A 22345-nucleotide genomic window follows, 5' to 3' on the forward strand; every position below is an offset into this window, starting at 1 on the left:
TTATGCGGCGCTTAATATCTGTTTAGTGCCGATTACTATGCCTGTTTGTATCTCTTTTTTAAAAGGTATTTTTTGATCATTGTCTTTAGTATAGAACTGGAGCATTTCTCCTATTAATGTCCATGCCTCATCGTCAGTTAAAAAAGATGCCTCATTGCCAACTAAAAAAGATATACTTTTTAGGTTATCTTTTAAAGCTATTAAGTTAGGGTTATTCGGCATTTTTATAGAAGGATTAATTCTGCTTTTTTCAATATTATTAATGATGGCTTTTATTTCATCAAGTTTTAAAGTGCCTGCAAGTGTATCAAAATCAGCGATTCTGGAGTTAACTACGCCAAAGGAAACTCCTCCCATATAACCTATAATTGCAGCCCTTGCTTCACTTAGGTAAATCCTGATAATATTCGGGTCTTCTTCTGATTTAATCTTTTCTATAAGGCTTTTAATTTTATTATCTATAAGTACTTTTATTAGTTTCTTAATATTGTCTGCTGCATCTATCTGGCCATAGAGATTATTAATGGCAGTGCATATTTCTTCTTTACTGACAACTTCATTTTTTGACATTCTTAAAAGAATAGTATCTATTGCTTCTATTTTTTCAAAAATAGGTTTGAGCCTAATAAATAACTTTTCAGCGTCTTCTTTGGTTGTCATTTTATCTGCAATTTCCCAGGTTTCATTTCTTGCAACAGCCTGGCGCACATCTTCAGAAAGGATATTGCTCTTAGGTATCATTCCCCAGATCATGTTTAAGAGACCGATCTTAAATACTCCTGGCTGCGGTTTCTTATCTATGTATGATTCATCTATTATCAGCCTTCTGGCCTTCATAGATTCTTCACATAGGGGTTTTAACTGTTCAGGATTTTCAATAGTATCGCTTATATTTAAAGATATTGATGCACCGTTTTGAACAGCTGTTTTAACAGATGAACTTGCCTCATCGAGATTTTCATTTTCAGTGGTAATACTATATATTACTTCAAAGCCGTATTGTCTTCTGACTGCGGCAGCATCAACATTATTTTTTGTTAAAACCAGAATATTGCAATTTAACGGTATGAGGCCCTTATTTTTATTAGCGGTAATATTATTATTAAGAGTATCTAAGTCGGTTGTTTCAGAAGCGCTCAAATCTACATAAATATCAAAGTTTATCGGTAAAGATTGCTCAACAAGCCATTCCTTTTTAATATTGACTATCAATTGGATGCCCATTTCCTTGAGTTCTTTACTTGCAGTATTCAATTTCTCGATGACGCCTGCTTCATTAGGATTTTTTATATCAACTATTATACTGCTTATATTTGGATTATCCTTAGCATAGTTAACCAAACCTGATTCTCTTTGGGTTTTCAACGTAACCTGGGTAACTCCTATTACGCCCTTATTTGTTGAGTTCTTTGCCATCTGGTACAATCCGATATTTGCAAGTATATGCTGCTCATCGGTTTCTTTTTCAGCTAAAGTGAACGAACGCTTTACAACTTTTCTTAATTCAGGGTACATTTTGGCAGAAAGGCTTTCTACCGGACCGGATAGTTCGCTTGGATATTCAATTGCCCAGGCCTGCATACCGAACTCTGAAACTGATATTAATCCTTTTTCATTTAACTGCTGGGTAAGGGTTAAGCCTATTCTTGCTTCAATGTCCGGGCCGGCTTTCTTAGAATCTTCTGGCATAATACTATAATGCAGAATACCGTCATAATAAGACAAATTAATAAGTATATAATTATTATCATCATAAATTTCTGTATTTGTACCTATACAAACAGGCAGTACAAAATTCTTTGCATCTTCTTTTACTTTGCCGGCTGTTATCGGCAAGGATTTTACGCCAGCTTCATTTCTTTTATCTATTAAATTCTTTATTTGATCCGGCGGCATAGCTGACGGGATTATCAGAAGGCTTACTTTTGAAACTAAATCCCTTGCAAGTTCTCTATTCCCTGCTTTTTCTGCCAATATTTTAAAACGGTCCTCAATAACTGAATTTCCTGTAATATCATCAACTAACTGCTTTATCATATGTAAAGGCTGGACAATATTTTTGCATACATTTAAGATAAATGTAGCTGACATAGCAGTATTCGGCGCAGTAGTTTTATTTACAGTGCGTGAGTTCTCTGACCGTACAATATATTCTAAAATATCAAGAATTACTATAATACCTCTACCATCGACAAAATATCTTGCATAATCTTCTATTTTGGGAATTAGTGCAGTCTCAATGTTGGCAACTATGCTATCTGGCGCATGGGAAGCCAGTGTATCTAGTATTACAGATGAATCGGTTATTTCTTGGTCTTTTCCACTCAATTTTTGATAAGAGGAACTTTGGGGATAAGGATTCTTAATTCCGAATGGGAAGCATTGAACATGCCACATTTCTGGTAAACTGTTTACTATCTTTGATAGTGAACGTTCTGTGCTCCGTTCTTCGCAAATAGTTATATTGTGCTCACAATCAATACGAATACCTTGCTGTTCAATAATTCTCTTTAAATAACCAAATAAAATATCTTTATCATAAACTCCCTCACTTTCGTTAGATACTGGCAAAATAATTATATTTTTAGGATTGATATTATATCTTGGCGCAAGAGATTTTACAGCTTCAGCTAATGGTATAGAACCTCTACCAACAAATAATAATAGATCTCCACCAAATGTATTATAATTATTTAAAATATAGGTAGCATAGTCAACAATGTTTTCTACAGTAGGACCTAAGACACGTAACCGGTCTTCATAAGTATCTTGAGGCAATTTTTTATGTAATAATGCTAATAATGAAGCTATTTTCAAGATATAAGAACAAGTATCTGGGTTTTTATCAATATAATCTAATAGCCCAGAATAGCCATATTTATCTAGGATTCTAATAATTTCTGCTTTTTCTATTGAAGAAATTAGAGAACCGGGGGATGTAGTTGCCTCAGGTCCTAGTGCACGGGCTGCGTTGATACTAATGTCTTTGAGTGTTTTTATAAATTGTGCGCCGGGATATACCCTGCGAACGAACTCTGTTATTTTAGCTGCTGTTGTTTGCGGCAAGGGAGTGGAAAGGATATACTCTCTTGAGCGCTGATGGATTTCCTTGTCTTTCGTGTAGGGGCTTCCGTCCGGCGCTTGTTCCAGCATCCTGTGCCAGGATTCCTGACGGGATAATGTGCCAGAAATATAACTATTTAACACTTCATATTCCGCACTGCCTTGTATGTTTATGGCTGAAAACTCATGGAGCTCAGTATCTATGACGTCAGCCCACTCGTCTTTACTGTAAATATCATAAAACACTTTAGACACCAGGAGTTTTAGCCTGGTTCCGTCTTGAGCTATACCGCAGTGACCATAGACAGCTTTACCATCTTTGGTTTTACCTATCTCTATTAATCCCATCTCATTGGGCCTATGCCTCTCAACTTCTATAGTCAGACCAGCCAATGAGGGATAGACGGCCAGCTTTTTTTGTGCTAATTCTTCAAACCTTAAGTCTATATCTTTTTTATCAACAACCGGTGTAGCACCTGCCAAAATTGCCTTCTTTACCTCGGAAGCTATGGCATCAGTTGAATCCTTTAAGGAACCGAGCGTTGTTGATGCCTGCAAGTTTTCGAGCACCGCATCCACCGCACCGTCCCAATAGCCTACGGCTGCCTGTGAGGCTGAGGCCGTTTGGCCGCTTGTTTCAAGTGAATCCTTAAGGAGTTGAAGTAATGCACTGACGCGTTCTGGCTCAGACATGCCTTTGGTGTCTTGGATAAGCTGTTCACCTTTAATCTTAAGCGCACGAACTTCAGCGGTTGATAAACTGGTTGTTTTCGCATCCAGCATTTCCTTCCATAGGGTGACAAAAGCATTGGTAAAGGAATACTTTTTTGGTTTATTTACTATGGTACCGTCCCAATCTGAGACATATAATGTAATACGTTTTTCAGGCCTGTTGCCGCATACAATAACACCATCAGGTTCAGAATGCTTTTTGTCGTCATCATTTATCCTCATCCACCACAGGAGGTAGCCACGTACATCCGGATTGTAGTTTGGAATGACTATATCTGCACCAGCTTTGATAAGCTCTTGTTTCCGTTCCTCGCTGTTATAAACACCTATACAGAAGACTCCGGCCCGTTTTCCTGCCTTTATATCATCAGGGCTGTCCCCTATCATAACCGCAGTGTCAGCTTTTCTGACGCTGTCTTTCAAAGCCTGTTTTATAGCTTCTGTTTTATTGAGATAGGGATAATCATTTCTGCTTCCCTGTCCTGCACAATACATTTTTCTTATGGGCAGGCTGTGTCCGGCACTGGCAATCCACAGCAGAGCTTTAGTCATAATGTCTTTCCATGTGGCTGTAGCAACTGCCAGGTATACATCCTTGCCTTTAAGTTCATTGAAGAATTCTTCTGTACCTGTTACAAAACCTTCCTGATCAATATTTTCAAGAAACTCCTGATAGATCGGTTCATATATCTGTTTAAATCTATTGAACCACAGGTCCTTTCTTATTACTTCATCAATTGATTCTTTTATTGTTATTCCAGGTTTTTTATCGAGGCAGGCTATTATGTCAGATTCCAATTGATTGTTTGAAGACCCAAATGAAATCGAAATACACTCTCTTTTTATGCTGTTTATCAATTCATCAGCCTCTGCTTCTATTTCTGAATCTGACAATTGCTCAACATGTTTACTATATCTATAATCTGCAACATCAATAACCATGGGTAAACCATTATTTGTTACTAAAATATTTTGGTGTATATCTTTCGGATAGAACCCAGCTTTTAAAATGTCTTTGATTATATTTCTCAATTCAACGAAAAATTTACCATTTAATTTTTCGGCTATAGATCTATGCATAATATTGTCGCCTTTTATATATTGTAAAAGCAAGGCTTTATCTCCAAGTCTGTCAAAACTTTGCAGGTCTAGTTGGACAATTCCATTAACCGTGGTCAAATTTTCCAAAATTTCTCTTGTGTTTTTTACTATAACGTAACCTCTAGTTAATGGAATTAATAAAACTTTAAGCTTTAATGAGTCATTTTTATCTTTTACCAGAATACCAGCGAAATCTTGCCCTATCCCAAGCAATTTGACAAATTCGAGAGCATTAGAACTGTCATATTTATCTAACTGCAAATAATCTTCATCTTTAACTTGTTTGTTAATAGAATTCATGTTATGAATTATCATCGAAATATCAAGGCCGAATTTTCCAAGATGTTCCATGCAAATATTACGGACTTCTTCACTTAAAATTGTTTTATCAAAACCATTATTGTCTAAATAAGTTACCAATTCTTTATAAAGTTCAGAAAACATATCCTTTAAAGATTCTTTAGGCCACGACATAAATTCTTCTAGATCTAAAAGGTTGTATAACATCCTTTGTATAATTATGCGGTATCGGATTTTATATATTGTATCAGCTTGGTCAATCATAGTAATTTCTTTATTAGGTTCAGTATTCTGCGTAACTGTTTTTGTATCTTCAAGCGGTTCTGTTTTTTGAGTTTCAGCAAAAGAAGGAGACTCATTCGTGCCATTTTGTATAAATTCATATACTTTATGTAACGATGTTGTTAGAAGTTTTAACTCAGCATATAATTGTTCCAAATCCATTGCTGTATCCTTGCCGTTTAAAATATTTTCGATATGTGTAATAACCTGGCAGAGGAGTACAAAATTAATTTGTTCCATATAGATTTTGCGTTCTTCTCCCTTGAGCCCATATGCAGTATTTTCTTCAAGTGATCTGAGAGAAAGGCACTCTGTCATACCTATCATTAAACCATTCAATTCATTTTTTAAGGCTATAAGGTCATCGGGCATTTTATTAAAATCATTCCCTAATCTTAACTTGATCAGATCATAAGGTTCGCCTTTAGCAAGGCTTGAGGATACTATTCGGAGGGTATCTTCTATTTTGCGGGATTTGTCTATCGCAGTTAAAATATTATTATGGGCAAAATATGACTTGTTATAGCTGTCAACAATTGAAAAAATAAAATCCAGGATTCTTGTTTTATGAAGCAAATAATATACTCTTGTGGAAATATCTGTCTGCATAAGGTTAAATAGCAGTTTCTTAAACGGCGGTGCCCTATTATCTACAGAAGCGAACAAAAGGTTTTTATAATCTGACTTTACTAATGTAGTCTTAATATATTCCTGGATAGATCTGGTTAGGACCGGGCCAAATACACTGGATGCATACGTATTTCCTTCTCTTTTTATGTTGTTTAATTCCCTGAGGCTTAATTGAGGCTTAAGTTTCATAACCTCAAGCTGTTTGGCTATATTGGCTAATAAAGCAACAACCCTTAAATTACTGTCTTTTTCTTCTCCTGCTTTGCCTATAATAGACTGTTCCCAGAAATCATGTTCTATATAGATAACAGGCTTTCCGCTTTCATTTAACTGAGGGTCTACAAATACGAAATTAGGTACATTAAATGGGTCCATTAAATACGATTTTACCTGTTCATCCGGGTCAAAGAACATAATTTCACATTCGCCCAAATAGTTATCGATAAGGTTTGTTGCTTCATTGAAAGTCTTGCCCTTTTTTTGTTCGGAAATGTCGTTTGAATCGGTTAGGGCTTGCCCGAAGTCTTTAATTTCTGTTTTTGCTTTTAAGATTAGGTCTCCCTCTTCCGTGCTTAGGGGATATTCATCCGCTATGTGGTAATCGATGATATCCCTTGCGGACATTTCTGCATTATGAATATGATGGAGTTTGTTTTTTATATTTATTAATACCATTAATATTATTTTATTGGAAATTAAAATATAATGGTCAGGGTCTTTTACAATAGAAGGCTTTAAAAATAGGTTTGCAGGGCATTTCAATGTTCCTGAAAGGCTAAGTTCAGTAGAACCTTTTAATGCTTTCAAGCCGTCCGGATAATCATTGAATTTAATTTCTTTTACTCCTGCCTTTCTTGCTTCAATAATAAATTCCCTTAAACGGTAAAAATCATAGTAAGAAAATAGTTTTTTAAGGTCGTCGTCGTTCAGGCTCAACTGCTCTTTGAATTGTTCTTGCAGCCAGATGGAAAGGTTGTTAGCATTTAGATTGTAGGTGTCATAGATATCAAGAGAGACATTATTTATTGACACAGGAATGTTCCTGGGTGTAGCGCTTAATATTTTTTCAGAATTGATCCTAAGGGATATGTGCGACAGTAATGAATATGTGAATTTTATTAAAAGCCCCGTAAATATCAGAACGAAAACAGTTGATGCAATAAATAAAATAACATTATGCAAAATAAGAATGAGGTATACCCCCAAAGCCGCACTTATACCTGCAAGGCCTGACATAAAGATCAAATGTTTAAGATCCGAATTTATTTCGTCTTTCCAGAAATCAACTGAAAAGACTTTTTCTTTCAGAAAAGGTATTTTTTGATTTTTATATATAAAATGTTCTCTTTTTTTCTCGTTTGTTTCCTTGGTGTACTCGAACTGAAATTCGTTTATAATTCCTACAATTCCTTTACCATCAATGAGCATGTGCATGATTTCATACCCAGTAGTTTGCTTTCTTGTCTTTCTATCTAAGAAAAATTCATCTCCCACATCTCCGGCATACGGGTATGGACTTTTACTCGTGTTTGATATATCAGCCTGGCATGCTATAAGCATCCTGATATTAACATCAGGATATCTGTCTTTCCATTCCTTTATTTTCTTTGCTACTAATTCCATCCCATCAGGCACATCGTAAATACTAAGAATTGTTATTGATTTCGGCTTGATTGGCACTCTTTGTCCTTCAGGTATAGTCGTCAGTAATTCTTCGACAGTTTCTATGATTGTTTTCCCGGTTACAAGCAGGGTATCGGCAAGTATTATGTTGCTTCCTTCTATCTGTAGTTTGTCCGGTTCTTTTTTCCAGTCGATTCCATAATCCAAAATGAGGCCAGCATCGCTTCTTCTTGTTGTTACATCACATACCTTGGCATCCGGGTAAGTATCATGGATAGCCTGCTCCAATACAGCACCGCCTCTTAAAATAGGCATAATAATGACTCTTTCATCCTTATTCAGGTTTAAAAATTTTAATGTCTCTTTTGTTAATCTTGATATTATATTGAACCTGGTTGTTAAAGAGCCTTCCCTAAGATCAATAAATTGTCTTATCAAGACACTTATTTTTTTTATTCCTTCAGTCCTGTATTTTGCCTCAGGCATATCCTCTTCAGTAAGGGCAGTTGAAAGCACAATGGCTTTATCTTTGAGGGTTTTTATGGCATCATCCTTGGATTCCAGTTGTTTAGCCAGATTATTTATAACTTCTAGCATAGAAGTACGAAGATTAGACGAGGTTGTTATTTCGGTTTCAAGCGATTTGCCGGTAAACACGCCTTTGTTAGATATAATGCTTTTTACTGAAAGCGCCAGGGTTTTATCATTAGGCAGATATTTAAGGTATTCTTTCAGTTCATCCGATGTTAAATATTTAATGCCATTATCCGTGGCCTCATAAGCTACAACATTTCCCTGACCCTTTATGCCAAGGCCTCTTGTAATATATAATTTATGCCCATGTATCACTAATTCTATGGAGTTTATGCTTACGGTTTTTCCTTCGATCTTTAACAAGCTGATACCTATAAGATTGTTAACTACATAATTCAATATGGCTCCTATGTTAGCTATCCTGTCTTTATTACAATTTTTGGGAATATCCATTGAATTAGTACATATTATATCGGAGTGCTCTTTGCTCATGTCTTCAGAAAATTTGTTGTGGACAATTCCACGGAATATCATTTCTTTCTTAAAATGCAACTTGCTTAAAATCTCTTTTGCAGTATCTAATGTGGCGCCGGTATTGGTTTCATCATCAATTATGAAAACAGTTGAATTGTTAACAGGGATACCGTTAATTTCTAAAATAACACCCACATAGTTGGCGAAACTATTTGATTTTAGGATGTCTATGAACAACCAGCCAAATAAAAGGTATAATAACCTTTTATGGCCTACAGGCAATTTCCTAAAAATATTTTCATTAATACTAACTTTCGCAGTAATGTTTTTATTTTTATAGACTAAACCGCTTTCTATTTGAATTGGAATATCCAACCCGTATCTGGTAGCAATGCTGTCTTTAAGTCCTATAACTGCCTCGGCTATGTAATTCGGTGACCGGACATCAGGTGACAACAGAAGCAACGGATGAGATTTTAAATACAGCAAAATCTTAACTTTCTGCTCAGGGGTCAGGGTCAGGCCATTGCCGTCTTTGAGAGATTTTTTATCTTTATCGGACAATAATTCTGGAATTGAATCCAGCAGTATTTCAAACTGTTTTTCAGCAACTTGTACAAATGCGTTTAAATTATATAAGACATGCCCCATAAAACTAGTTCGGCCGCTTTCATCGCCAAAATGTGCATTAAAAACAGCATGGTTATCAACAAAGGCATCTATCATTTTCAGCATTGTGTCTGCAGCTATACCGCTATAGCCATATTCATTAACAAATATTTTATCCTGTTTTAAATAGCTTTCATACTCATCAATTAAGCTTATGCTGGCTACACCGGCGTCGCGCAATGCAGCTAAAATAAGCCATAATTCCAATATGTCTTTATTATTTTCAGTAGAATGGATTAAAACTACATTTTTCCCTGCTATAGCCTGCGGTACATTAACTACCCAATTAAGAGGGTTCTCATCTTCCTTGTTTTCTATAATTATTCTTTTGCTGCCTTCTACTTTTAGATTTTTCGCTGCCATATCAGCATCATCTTTTAATCTGCCATGTTCATATAAAACATCTTGTATCCAAACAGATGATTTTCTGCTAGAGTCATTCAAGGGTATAATAGGTTTTTCGATCCGGTATGGTTTTTCATAATTAGCCGAGCTTAGATAAATCTCATCGCAATGAAGGGCTAAAAGAGAGTCTATACTATTGCTGAATTTGTTGACATTTATTAATTTTAATTTGACTATCAAATGCGTGTTTCCGAAATTACTTGCTAACAGTTTTAACATATCTGCTGCAGCTATTATTTTTACAACATCGTCATAGTTATAAATGTTGGTTTCAATTGTCACATATTCTGCGGTTTTTAAATATTCCGGATCTTTTATCCTTAAGTCTATCTCCTGGCCAAGCTCCGTTCCTTCTTTAAGTTCTTTTCCGGGAAAACGGCTTACATTAAATCTTAATAAGGCCCCTTTGTTTGTTCGTACGGTTAAATCAGATGTTGATTCAATTATAGGAGGAGCTTTTAAATATAAAAGAGCGGTATTATTATGCAGCGCATGGGAGATTATATTGCTTAACCAAATAGAGAATATTGATTTGTTTAAAGAAGAATTAACGGCATCATATATACTTTTAACTCCAGAAACGAGGATATCCCGATTACTGTCATAACTGCGGTGTTTTTTTAAGAATTTATCCAGTTTTTCATTCTTTTCAATATCTTCCCACTTCAGGAGTTTGTTAACTGAAGCATACGTCAAACTTTCCATACCAATACCGGTAAAAATACCCATTAATTCTTTAGCTTCAATAATGGGTGCAAATATTACTGCCGCCACCCATAAAGCAGCTGAAACCCTGAAAGTGTCTAGGAATATGGCAAGATCAGTGTCTAGGTTCCTAAAAAAGAAACCTAATATTGGAATTGACCTTATTTTTAGCGTTGTTATTGATGACACGAGAGGGTTAGAATTTCCTTTTTTTGTTTCATCAATTGCTTCTTGTATTGTTAGCTCTGGTTTATTATCAAGCATAGTTTCAATATTTTTAACCCGTTTGGCCCTAAAATCATCTAACGGCCATACCGGGATTATTTTCAGGGCATCTGTAATTATATCTCTTCTTATTTGATTGATTACGAAGGAAGAGGCAGATTTTATTTCCGAATCTGTCACTGGCTGAACTAAAGGATCAAAATCTGCAACATTTATAATAAAGGGTAAACCATCATTCCCCAATAGTATACTGTTATATATGTCGACCGGGTAAAATCCGCACTTAAGTGCAGCTTCGACAATATTTGTTAGCTCAATAAAAGATTTATTTGTTAAAGAGTTATAAACATCTTCGCTCAAAATGTTTTTCCCTTCGAAATATTCCAATAATAAGGCTTGATCCTCAAATCTATCAAGACTTTGCGGGTCCTCTTGTGAAACTCTTTTAACTGGAGCCAATTTCTGTAATATAATCCTTAGTCCTTTAACGGCCTCTTTGCTTCCATTTAATGGGATTAATAAGACTTTTAATTTGGAAGAATCGTTTTTATCCTTAACTAATATCCTGGCAAAACTTCCTCCGACCCCCAGCAAGTTAACAAATTCCAGCGCATTGTCCTTGTCATATTTTTCAAATGGCAGAAAATTAGGATTATTGGCCCTATCAGGTATACCTTTTGTAATACTTTCAATAAAAGGATCATTGAAGAAGTCATATTGTCTAAGATGTTTTTTAAACAGGATAGAAATCCCGCCTCTTACAGCCGGGTCCTTTAGGTCAACAGTGTCTAAATAATCTGTCAATTCTTTGTAAAGTTCAGAAAACGTCCTGTTTACCAGGTACTTGGGCCAGGGAAGGTCTTCATTCCTAAGGCTATTTAATACCCCTTTTATAATTATATGGTATCGTATTTTACTAATTAAAACGGCTTGGTCCACAATTTCTGCGGCAGTACCGGGTAATAGTATAGGAGCAACTTCAACAGGCCCTTTACCCAAATTATCTTTTCTTTTCTTTTTAGTTTGCGAAAGAATACCGGGTTCTGGATTTACTGCAGATAGAATGCCTTCATCGAAAAGTTTCTCTTTAGATTCTTCAATAAGTTGTTCGGGAGAAGAAGCGGTATGTTCCTTTTTTTGTTTAGCCAATGGATTGGGCATGTTTTTCAATACCGGTATTTTTGTCTTAACCTGAGAAGGCTTGTCTTTTTCTCTGCTTTTTTGCACCAATTTATTAACTGTTTCTAGTTTGCTAATTAAGATCTGAAGTTTTATCTGCAATTGCTCTATATCTATAGCAGTATCTTTACTGTTTAAAACATCTTCTATCTGTGCTATAACCTGGCAAAGAAGCACAAAGCTTATTTGTTCAACATAGATTTTACGTTCTTCACCCGTAAGCCCGTATGAGTTCGTTTCTCCCATGGACCTTATGAACAGCCAATCAGCCAGAGGTATCATCAGCCCATTCAATTCTTTTCTTAAGGCTAAAAGGTTTTCGTTAAGTTTACTGAAGTCATCGCCTAACCTCATTTGTATCAGTTCGTTAGATTCGCCTTTAGAATAACTTGAAGATATTCTTTGGATGGTGGTTTCAATCTTTTTAGCTTTTTCTATTGTTTTCGTTATATCCTTATGCGCGAAATAAAACTTATTATGAAAATCTATTATAAAATAAATAAAATTCATAATCTTTAACTTATTTAATAGATAATATATACTTGTTACAATATTAGTCTGGATAAATTCGAATATCAGTCTCCTAAAAGGTGTAGCTCTGTCCCGGAGACAAGTGATCAGCAGGTTCTTGTCAGCCGATTCTATCAGCGTCTTCTGAATATATTCCTCAATAGACCTGTTAAAAATCGGGCCAAATACACTTGCGGTATACATATTTCCTTCTCTGTTCATCCTTCCTAATTCTATAAGGCCTAACTGCTCCTGGTCTTTAGTTTGTTGGGAAACATGTTCTCTGATCGTTGTGACTAATTTCATCCTTGCCATTATTGATAGCTCGTCGTATGTAAACCGCTTAGCATCAAGGTAATGACTAAGATGCATAACGTCCATGTAATGAATCTGTTTGGAAATATTAGCCAATAAAGAAACAATCCTGAGATTCTCGTTTCGCTTTTCATCTTCTTTGCCTAGAATAGAGCTATTCCAGAAATCAAGGTCTATATAAACGGTGTACTTGCCTTCATCTAATTTTGGATCTATGAATATTACACTTGAGTCAGTAAAGGGATTCATTATATTTGATTTTAACGGATTATCCGGAGTAAAGAATTTAATATTAAAACCCTCTTTATATTCAGTAATTAAATCTATGGCTTCTCTAAATAACTTTCCTTTACCTTGTTCTGAAATATCTGCTGAATTAGATAATTCCTCAGCTAAATTTTTAATATCAGCTTCTGCCCTCATTCTTGCTTCTTCATCTTTCCGGCTAAAGTCATGCGTTATTATGTGATTTTTTACGATATCTGTTGTTGACATATAGGCCTTATAGCTGAAAGCTAGTTTATGCCTTGCCTTTATCAATATTGAATCAGTTATCTTGTTAATTGTTGCAATATCGCTGCGGTTTTGATTCATCTTAAAAAAGATATTTACTGAACATTTCAATGTTCCTGACAGGCTCAATTCGGTAAAATTCTTGAATATTGTCGGCTTAGCCGTATAAGCATTGAACTTAATTTTTCTTACACCTGATTTCCTTGCTTTGATAACGAATTCCATTAAACGGAAAATATCTAAAGATAGATTATCCCAGCCTTCGTCATCTAACTTCATTTGGCGTTTAAACTGTTCCTGAATCCATTTAACAAGTTCATTTCCGTCCAAGTTAGATGAATCGTATATATCAAGGGAGACTTCATTTATTGTTGAAGGTATATTAATTTTTGGCATACGGCTTAAAGCTATTTCGGAATTTATCGCAAGCGACATATTTGATATTAATGAATATATCGGTTTTAATAGAAGTACGGCAAATGTTAAAAAGAAAACAGAAGAAGTTATAATCAATAAAACGTTATTTAAAACAAATGTAAAATATGAACCCAAGGCTAAACTTATTCCTATTAAACTCAAAACAGCAATCAATTGCTCCAGGTTAGATCTAAAGTTAATGTTCCAAAAATCAACTGTAAAAACATTTTCCTTTAATAACCGGGTTTTTTGATGTCTGACTATAATCTCTCTTTTTAGCTGCTCGTTTCTTTTTTCTGTGTACTTGGACTGAAATTCGTTTATAATTCCTGCTATTCCAGTACCATCCATGAGCTTGTGCAGGATATCTGTAGCATCCTTACTGAATTCATTTCCTACATCTCCTGCATACGGGTATGGTACATTGCCCGCGTTTGAGACATCGGCCTGGCAAGCTACAAGCATCCTGATATCAGTATCAGGGAATCTGTCTTCCCATTCCTTTATTTTTTTTGCTATTGATTCCATCCCGTCAGGTAGGTCGTAAATACTAAGGATAGTTATTGATTTTGGATTTTCCGGGAGTAAATCTTCAATAATATCTATGATTGTATTCCCGGTTACAAGGAGAGAGTCGGCAAGTATTATATTGCCCCCTTGTATTTGAAGTTTACCCGGGTTATCTTTCCAGTCGATCCCATAATTTAGAACAGGGCCGCTGGCAGATCGCTCACTTGTTACAGGACATACTTTGGCCTTAGGATAAGTATCATAGATAGCCTGCTGTAATACCACGCCGCCTTTCAAAACAGGCATAATAATAATGTTTTCATCCTTGTTAAAATCTAAAAATGTCTCATTTAGGGCTTCATTTAAATATTTTAGATATTTCAAAGTTTCTTTAGTTAACCTTGATATTATATTGTACCTGGTTGTCAAGGAACTTGTTCGTAAATCAATGAATTGCCGCATCAGGATTCCAATTTGTCTTATCCCTTCAATCCTGTAATCCGGTTGAGTTTTATTTTCTTCTGTAATGGCAGATGAAAGAACAATAGTTTTATCCTTCAGAGTCTGTATAACATCATCCTTGGATTCCAGCTGTTTAACCAGGTTTTTTATAACTTCAGCTAAAGAAGTCCGCAGGTCAGCTGAGCTTTTTAATTCTGCTTCAAACGGTTCCCCTTTATATACGCCTTTATTAGATATAATGCTTTTTACTGTATAGGCTAAGTCATAAGACGTATAAGCCAGATACTCTTTCACGTCCTTGGATGTTAAATATTTAATGCCGTTATCCGTGACCTCATAAGCCACGACATTTCCCAGACCCTTTAGGCCAAGTCCTCTTGTAATATATATTTTATGCCCCTGTAACACTAATTCTATGGCGTTTATGCTTACGGTTTTTCCTGAGATCCTTAACAAGCTGATACCTATAAGGTTGTTGACTACGTATTTAAGTACGGCCCCGATGTTGGCTATCCTGTTAGGATCATAATTTTTAGGTATATCCATTGAATTAGTGCATGTTATATCGGAGTCCTCTTCGCTTATTTTATCAGAAAATTTGCCGTGAACAACTCCACGGAATATCAGTTTTTCACCAAATTTTCTTTTTACTAAAATATTTTTTGCAGCAGTTAAGGTAGTACCCGTTGAAATTTCATCGTCAATTAGGAAGACAGTTGCATTGCTTATAGGTACCCCGTTAATTTCTAATATAACTCCCACATATTTTGCAAACCAGTTTATTTTTAGAACGTCTATTAACAACCAGCCGAACAGCTTATATGGCAATTTTTTACTGCCGGCAGGAAATTTTTGATAAATTTTATTGTCCTTGTATTCCGCTAATTTGTCCTTATTTAAAAAACCGCTTTCTATTACAACGGGTATATCCAGGCCGTACCTGTTAGCGATGCTGTCTTTAAGCGATAACGCTGCTTCTTCTGCATAGCTTGAAGACCCCATATCCGGCGATAACAATAATAAAGGATGAGAATTTAAATGCTGATAAATATTGACTTTCTGTTCATTAGTCAGAGTCAGGCTCTTGCCGTCTTTAAGGAATTGTTTCTGTTCTTCGGACAATTCTAATTCCGGGATCGAATTAAGAAGTAATTCAAATTGTTTTTCAGCAACGTGGACAAAAGCATTCAAATTATACAAAACATGCCCCATAAAAGTAACCTGGCCGCTTTTTCCATTTCCATAAGGAGCGTTTAAAACCACATGCGTATCAACCAAGGCGTCTATCATTGTCAGCATTGTATCGGCCGCTAGGCCGCTGTGCCCGAATTCATCCTCGGACACTTTATTCTGCCTGGCATAGCTTTCGTATTCATTGATGAGGCTGATACTATTTACGCCCGCATCACGTAAAGCAACAAGGATAAGCCACAGTTCCATAATATCCTTATTGTTTTCAGTACTATGCATTAAAACAATATTTTTTCCGGCTATATCCTTTGGTACCTTAATTACCCAGTTAAGGGGGTTCTGGTCGTCTTTATTTTCTATTATAATCCTTTCCGCATTTTTGGGTACATCACTTAAAAAGCCAAAGAAACGTTTGTTTTCTGTCATCCATTCGCTTTGAATTGATTTTAAATTTTTTGCTGCTATGTCGGCATCAGACCGCAGTCTTGTATGTTCATAGAGAACATCCTGCAATACAACAGAGGTTTTTCTCTTATCAGGAGTTAGCGGTACAATAGGCTTTTCAATAACATGTTCCTTGTCTCCATAATGTTTATAAATGATGTCACAATGCTGGCTTAGGAGCCTGTCAACCCCGTTTTTAAATTCCTGCACATTCCTTAATTTTAATATGACTTTGAAATCTTTATTTCCATATTTTTTTGCATATAGTTTCAACATGTCTGCAACTAATATTATTGTTACTATATCATCATAGCTGTCAATGTCACATTCCAGGGTCACATTTTTTGCGGTTTTTAAGGGTTCAGGATTCTTAAGCCTAAGATCAATTTCTTTGCCAAGGTTAGTCCCTTTTCTTAGTTCTTTTCCCGCAAGCCTTCTCTCATTAAATTCTATAGAAATTTTTTCATCTGTTATCGCTAATAAATTAAGCGGTTTATTTTCAGAATCAGCTCTCTTGACCCAGTCTCTAATAAAATTCAATAAGAACCTTTTTGCAGTTTTAAATGTAAGTCCTAACATAACAGTAAAATTGATCCATGTTTCAACAGCATAAATCATCCAGTCTGCTGTCATCTTGTACTGTATCAATTTATGTAGATAGTGTTTTCTCTGCAGTTCTATTTCTTCCATAGATGTCGGCCTTATTACTTTTTCACTTTCCTTGTTGGTTGAAATGATGTTACCGCTTCCATCAATTATATCTAACCTGATCTCATAATCACCTGCCTCTATGTCATCCCCGATCTGCCAAGCTGACTTATCTAGGGATAGTTTGGTAGTATCATTTGAAGGTATAACAACATCCATCGTTTTTTCCTTTATAACCTTTCTAGCTCCGGATGTTTTGTCAACTTTAAAAATGCTTATCTTCAATTTTGAATTAGGTACTATGTTTAAATCGTTTACCAGCCACAGCTCTTCAAACCAGTGACTATGTATTCTTTTCTCGTCCTGATTTTTCGTAACTGCAGACGCCATTAAAGGCTGGTTGGCCAACCGCATCAGCTCGAAAGAAGATTTTTCATTCCTGAAAAAATCCACCACAGACCAGGTAATAGAATTCCATATATCATTAAAGGTAAACATTATCTGGCCTTTAAAATGTTTTTCTCTCCTGAATTTTTCTGTATACCTTTTTATCAACTTACCCTGATAGTCCTGCGAATTTGCTATAAATTCGGATAAGGTCTTGGCAGGCTCAACCCCTGCCATGCCAAACATATAATACGGCTGGAAATTATGATATATCAGCCTTTTGAGAACCTTCTTTGCCAGCTGGTCTTCTGGAGACAGATCATCAGGTTTCGATTTCATTAATTTATAGTAGTTTTTTAATCTTCTCCAGTCCATTTGTTTTATTATATTCCAGTTATTTTCTTCATCCTTGTCGTCCGCTACACCTACAAGCATTCTCCTTATCATCTCTTCTGAGGGCAGGGATTGTGCCCCGAATTCAGATGGAAAAACCGTATTATATATGCGATACATAAATGAAGGCATGTACCATTCAGGATAAATATGTTCATCATGGCCGGAAAACTCTTTTACTATTCTTGACCTGTCTAATCTGCGGACTTTTTCAAACATCAGCTGGTCTAAGGTTTTTGACTTATCTGTCTGGCCGGACAAGGCAGGTTCATTGTGGCAGCACCATAATACTACTGAAGGATGGTTATAGAGCATATTGACCATTTCAGCTATCTGCTTTACAGCCTGATGTCTGAATTCTTCTGAATCAGAATACTGCCATTGCAGTGTAAAATCCTGCCAGACCATTATTCCATTTTCATCACATAACTTATAAAATTCATACGGCTCTACATGGGCATGGACCCGGACCAGGTTCATATTGAGTTTTTTTAATAGTTCTATATCTCTTTCAAAAAAACCTTTGCTCTGGCTAAGCATCAGGCTGGAAACATAACTTGTTCCTCTGGGCTTAATTTTTCTTCCGTTCAGATACCAGGTGCCGTCATCAGCCTGTTTAATTTCTCTGATGCCAACTTGATTTTTGTAAGAATCTAAACGTTGTTTTTTAGAATCTTGAGAAAGAGTTATCTCAACATCATATAAAGCCGGTTTATGACCCGGGTCACAGAGATCCCAAGTCCACCACAACTGCGGGTCCGGTATAGTGACATCAACTATTTGTTTATTCTGTCCCGGAACAAGTTCTAGTGTAACTTTTTTAGTATATGGTTCAAATATTTTCTCACGTGGAGTTAATGGTTTCCCATCCTCGTTTAAAATGTTCCCATCCGGGTCTCTGATTATTATTTCATATATAACAGTTTGGTTTACATCCAGCTTATTTTCTCCGTTTATCTCAATAGCTATATTGGCATCTCCCTTTGGCCCCTTATTTAAATTAGTAGTAATCTTAGCATTCTCTATTCTTACTTTATCTTTAACAATTAGAGTGACATCATTCCATATACCTCCGGTATTCATATCCTGGCCGTCCATGGGATTCCAGTCTTCCGTATATGGAACCAACCTGGAACCAGGCCTTAAATCCCATATTTGGAATATACCTTTTAGCAGTCTTTTCATCTGAGGCCAGATTGTCGAATAAGTATGTGCATAGCCTGCTTGTTCATTCGGCGAATTGACTTCTACGACAATATCATTGTCTCCTGCTACTAAGTATGGAGCAATATCAACTTCAAAAGGCTGGAAATATCCCTCGTGTGAAATAACCAGGCGGCCGTTAACATAAACTCTGGTAAAATAATCAACACCGTCAAAATGCAGCAATATCTGTTTGTCTTTAGGTACTGAGGCTATATTTAACTTCTTATGGAACAACATCGCACCTGCATAATTATGGACACCTTCTGCTAATTCCCAGTTGGTAGGCAGGTTCATGGCAGTAGTTGTAATATCTCCATCTTTTGCTATTACACCCCAATTACCATTTAATAGTGTTTTTTCTTGGCTCAGATCAACAGGCACAACTTCAGTGGGCGTAAAATCAACAGGCAAGTCTTCTATCGGCCTTTCTTTTATCGGGATAGATTCTATTATTCTTGTATTATCATAGAGTTTTTTATTTGCTTGTTCAGATATATCAGAAAAGGCATTCATCTGTCCTTCAAACTCGGCATTGTCTCGGGTACCGGCTATTGCGGAAGTAAATATAGATTCAGGAGGAGTATAAACTTCAACTTTTTGAAATCTTGATTCACCTGACAAAGACTTCAAAGAATCGAAAATTGTCCAGTAAAAATCCTGGTCTTGTGCTGACAGCTCCGCTTCTCCGTTTTGTTCCATGAAATTCATTAATTTGGCGTAAAATGTATAAGGATTTTCTTTATTCGATAATATGATATACGGGATCAAGAAGTGAGCTATCATTTCAAGCATGGGCGGGGACCTTCCAGAGGATTCTTGGACTATTTGATTTTTTAGTTTTGAAATAACGCTGCAGAATGAACTAAACTGTGCAGGGTCGTCAAAACTAAAAAGAGTTATTCCTGTATATGCCTGTATTTGTTTAATATCCGGGTTATTAAAATCATATAAGCCTATTACTGACCGTTTTGTCAATTGATTGGCTAGATCAGATCCTGTATTAAACTTATGAAATAACCTGTTTAGACGGCCATTTTGCATAATAATAGATAAAGATTGTGAAACTGTTTGACTATAACTTACATTTGACCCTATTAGTGTAATATTGCCGGTACGCTTTATTTTCCCCAAATAAGCATAACCCGGGTCAATGACTACCCGGCCGCCTCTTGGACCATCTTTTGTAGAACCTAAATTCTGTAAGGCTTTTATACCGTTAAGAAGCGCCAATTCAAGCGGAGTTACAGATTTTCCTCTTATCTTAATATTTAATTTAGAATTTAAAATATTTCTGTCTATACCGTCACAATTAAGTACTACTATTCTAAGTTTGCTGGGGTCTTTGCCTTGAAGTGCAGGGTGTTTTGATGTCAAATTATTTATGAAAAATGAATCAAAAAACGATATCCCATTGCCCAGGCTGGCACTTGGTATACATTCAAAAGGGGTATCTTTCAGCTTTGGATTTCTTTTTTCAAACAATTCGTTGAAATATTCAGTGTCAGATGCATTATTGCCGGTCATGACAAGAACTAAATCCGGTAATTCGCCATCAACTGCTTCGTTTAGTTGTTCGCACTCATTTTCCAGGATATCATTATGATAAGGTGCTGCGGTTGAGGTTTTGTCACCCATAGCTTTATATTTTTTAATTATTTTGCCGCCTTTTCTATAACTATTAGTAAACAAGCCCAGGATTATCGGTGTCCAATGGAAAAGAATTAACAGGCCTACTCCTGTAACAAAAGAATAAAGAAAACCAGCGGCAGTTATACTGGTACCCCAGATAAAATATATTACAAAGGGCTTTAAAAGCAGGACTAAAGGCAAAAACCTTGAAAGCATTCTTCTTACTCTCCACCCTTCTGACATGCCCAGTTCAAAATATGTATGACTATTTTTACTTCTGAAATAAGTTTCTTGTTCTTTGTCAAGTTCCTCTTTATTATATAAACCAAGGATAATATAATTCCCGGAATTAATAATATTTTGCATGAGTTTTAATATGTATCTCTTTGATAAGGCAGAGCCGACGCTTACGCCAAATATCAGTCTTACTAAATCCATCAGATGTGTTTTCTCCAAGAAATACCAAGTGCTGTTTTTTGATATCTCATATTTTGAAAGAATTTCTATATTATTAATATAACCGTGGATTTTGCAATAGGCGATTACATAGCTGTACATTTCAGCCAAGGCTTTGATCTCAGGATTTAATTTTACACTCTCTTCACTATTTAGTTCAGATATTTTATCAAACGTTAAATCTAAAAGTATCTGGAGATGCCCGTAGAGGTTCATAATCTTGTCTCTGTGCGCAATTTCTTCAGTTTTAAATGAAATAGGAGTGATCTTTATAATTTTTTTAAGGTCGTCTCTCATAGAATCAATATCATCACTTGACAGGCTTTGATTATTTCCCAGGACGCTATACCAGTGCCCGATGTAATGGTTTGATACATCAAATACATCTGCCGGGTTATATGTTTCACTTTCTATTGATTTTATCTTGTTTTGGAAGCGGATTTTAGAGTCATAAATAATCTTTTCAAGTTTATTTTTATTATCGCTTAGTTGTTTAGTTGCATCCTTTGAACCTTCATTATCTTTAGTATTCTCCAGTCTTTTGACAGCCTCTAATATGGAATCTAAGGCAGTAATAGCCAATTTCTCATCGGCATTATGCAGCGCTTTCATCAATGCATGGGATAAACGAATAATATCTTCTTTTGCTGATTTTATTGTTTTAAGAACAAGTTTGTTTGATCTATTAGCCTGATATAATTTATCAATAAGGCTGATAGACGAATCAATAAGTGTTTTTATTTCATCGGCCTTAGTTATTGCTTTGCTTATATTTTCTTTTAATTCCGGCGTTATATAACCGTTGATCGTTTTGATGCGGCTGTCATAAAAATAGTTATCTCTGCCAATAATAATAAATGTCCAGTGCAGGAACATGGATAAGCCAATGCCTGTTACAAAAGGTATTATAAAAGATAATAGAATAATTGTGCTTAATTGAGTAGATACATAATTCGAACCGATACTCCAAACAATTGTGGCTATGATTGACTGCAAAGAAATTAAAAGATTTAAGGTTCTTTGCAGAGCTTTTCTCTGATTCCATGCTTTATTCATTCCAAGTGCGATTTGTTCAGGCGGGTTTTCCATATCCTTTATGTAGTGCTCTATATCTAACCTTAGTTCTTCATTATTGTATAACGATTCTAAAATCATGTTCCCCAAACCGGATATTTTATCTATCTGCTTTCTAAGGTCATTTTTCGAAACCCTGATGCCGTATCCCATGCCAAATACAAGTCTATTCAAGGGCATGATCCCAGTCCGCTCAAAAAAGGATTTCTTATTAAAAATATAGCCTGACATAATATCCAGATTCCTGGCAAAATCAAGCCCGCGGAGG

Annotated in this window: 1 protein-coding gene (only partly in view); it reads right to left on the reverse strand. The window is 35.8% G+C overall.

Annotated features, from left to right (window positions below; all coding sequences use genetic code 11):
- Window positions 1-22345, reverse strand: partial view of a GNAT family N-acetyltransferase gene (locus tag LHV68_11290; protein ID MCB4792450.1) — the 3' portion only. The gene runs 13286 nt beyond the window's last position; 22345 of the gene's 35631 nt are visible here — the last part of the coding sequence; the start codon falls outside the window, past its right edge; its stop codon occupies window positions 1-3.

It is taken from the genome of Candidatus Liberimonas magnetica (genome assembly GCA_020523885.1).
GTDB lineage: Bacteria > Elusimicrobiota > Endomicrobiia > Endomicrobiales > JAFGIL01 > Liberimonas > Liberimonas magnetica.